Source organism: Pseudomonadota bacterium (assembly GCA_039193195.1).
Lineage (GTDB): Bacteria > Pseudomonadota > Gammaproteobacteria > Steroidobacterales > JBCBZW01 > JBCBZW01.
This window is the reverse complement of the sequence record JBCCWS010000110.1, coordinates 1-1,890: the sequence shown is the minus strand read 5'-3', so window position 1 is coordinate 1,890 and position 1,890 is coordinate 1. Positions and strand designations below refer to the sequence as shown.

The 1,890-nt window shown below is 65.9% G+C and carries 2 protein-coding genes; both read left to right on the top strand.

Translation table 11 applies throughout. The features are described from left to right. Positions 1-349: hypothetical protein (locus tag AAGA68_27470; protein ID MEM9388811.1), on the top strand; the 349-nt coding region annotated here is incomplete at its 5' end. Positions 350-932: 583 nt separating this feature from the next. Continuing rightward, positions 933-1,310, top strand: coding sequence for a hypothetical protein (locus AAGA68_27465; GenBank protein MEM9388810.1), 378 nt, complete (start codon positions 933-935; stop codon positions 1,308-1,310). The last annotated feature ends 580 nt before the right edge of the window (positions 1,311-1,890 follow it).

Below are 1,890 nucleotides of genomic sequence, written 5' to 3'. Positions count from 1 at the left end.
CCGAGCGCGCGCCGCCTCCGTTGCCGCTGCTGCGGACCGGGCCGCCGCCACGGCCACCGCTTCGGCTGCCGCCGCCCAAGTCGCAGCCACGTTCCCGCCCTATCCGGGCACCCGCCGCCGCTCCTTTCATCGACGAGCTGGACCTGGCGTCGCTCCATACCTGTCCGATCACCCCCCACGTTCGACCGCCTGGGCGAAGGCGGTGGTCGACGTGATCCTGATGTGGAAGCGAGCACGTACCGATCTCGAGGCGGACCGCGCGCTCAAGTGGTACATCGTGCTGCACTTACTTTTCTTCCGCGCCACCCGTGGTGGTGAGGGGAACCGCCGCTGTGCACGCACGGTTTGACGCCTGGGATCGCGGCGACTACGAGAGCCTCGTCGAGACCTTCATGGTGGACGTGGCTAAAGCCAATAGGCGTGGGCCTCGGCCGGCTCCCTCGTCCACGGTGGCGCATGCGTTGACGCTCATTCGGGCGGGCGAGCTCTCGCACGCCACCCATCTCATCACGAGCTTGGGTGTCGCGAATGCACATGATCCCGCCGTCATCGCTCAGCTAGCTCGCCCCCATCCAGAACGCGCCAGGCCGCTGGCGGCAGTCTCTCGCGTGCTGCGCCCGTTCCGCCTCGCGTCGCGCTCGACCTCACCGAGACCTATCGGTCGCTGCGTCGTCATGCGGCGGTCCCGACAAGCTCATCACCGAGCCGTTATCCGTCCTTGCCAACGAATTCTCGGACCCCAAGGCCCAACAGGTCATGGGCTTGGTCGACGAGATCGAGTCAGCCTACGTCAAAGGCGAGATGCCTCCTTGGTACTACGGGTACTGCGCCGGCGAGCGCCTGATGGCCATAATCAAGTCCCCGTCCGAGTCGCCCGCCTCTGCGCCTCTCGTGCGGCCGATTGCAATCGGTTCGACTCGGTGCCGCACGCGGTGCTTCTTGAACAACACCCTGACTGGGTGGTCGTCAAGCTGGACGAGGCCAACGCGTTCAACCGCATCGAGCGGGCCACGGTCATTGAGCGCCGCCTTGCGGCTGGTGGCGAGATTGCCCGGCTCGAGTGCTTGCTTGCTGCGTCACTCGGGCCCGCCGGCGACCTCGTACATGGTGGTGAGCTAGCTCCCTTCAAGTCCGAGCATAGTGGCCGCCAGGGCATGCCGTCGTTTCCATCAGCGTACGCCGTCGCTTCACTTCCGGAGCTGCAGGTCCTGGATGCCGCTCCCGGGGTGGCGTGTGCGCGCGCCTACTTCGACGACACGTTCGTGTTTGCACCAGCGACCCCACAACTCTTCGAGGCCATCCGCGCGTAGGGCCGGACTGTCGCGCTTAATCGCAATAGCCTGCAGCACCTGGCCGGCCAGATCGTCGTTGGCGGCCGCCAGCTCCGCACGGTCGCCGGTATCCCGATCGCGGATGCCGGTATTGAGGTGGGTGGTGTCCCCGTGGGCACCCCAGACTTTTGCCGCCGCGGCGCCACCGAGACTGTGGATAAGATATGCGCCAGAATCGGCTCAGTTGAACACGCACTCGCATCCACCTCCTCGCACGGCCTCTTCGCGCTCACTAAATACTGTCTGGCCCCGCAAGCCACCTACCTGGCACGAACGATGTACCCCGCTGACTCGCGCGCTGCACTGCAGGACTTCGACGCCGCCGTCCGGTCCTGTGTCTCGTCAGCCTGTTGTCCGGCTGGGCCTCGCGTGCTTGCTGATGAGTTCGCTTCGCGCCGTCTCTGGTTCGCCACAAGGGCCTGGGTTTTCGCTCGCTAGCCAAAGTGCGTGATGCTGCCTTCGTCGGTACGGCCTGCCGTGTCCTGCCGTGTCCTGCCGCTTCTCCTCGACCGCACAGTGGCGCTTGGAGGTACGGTTCCTGGGTATTGCCAGGCTTTGG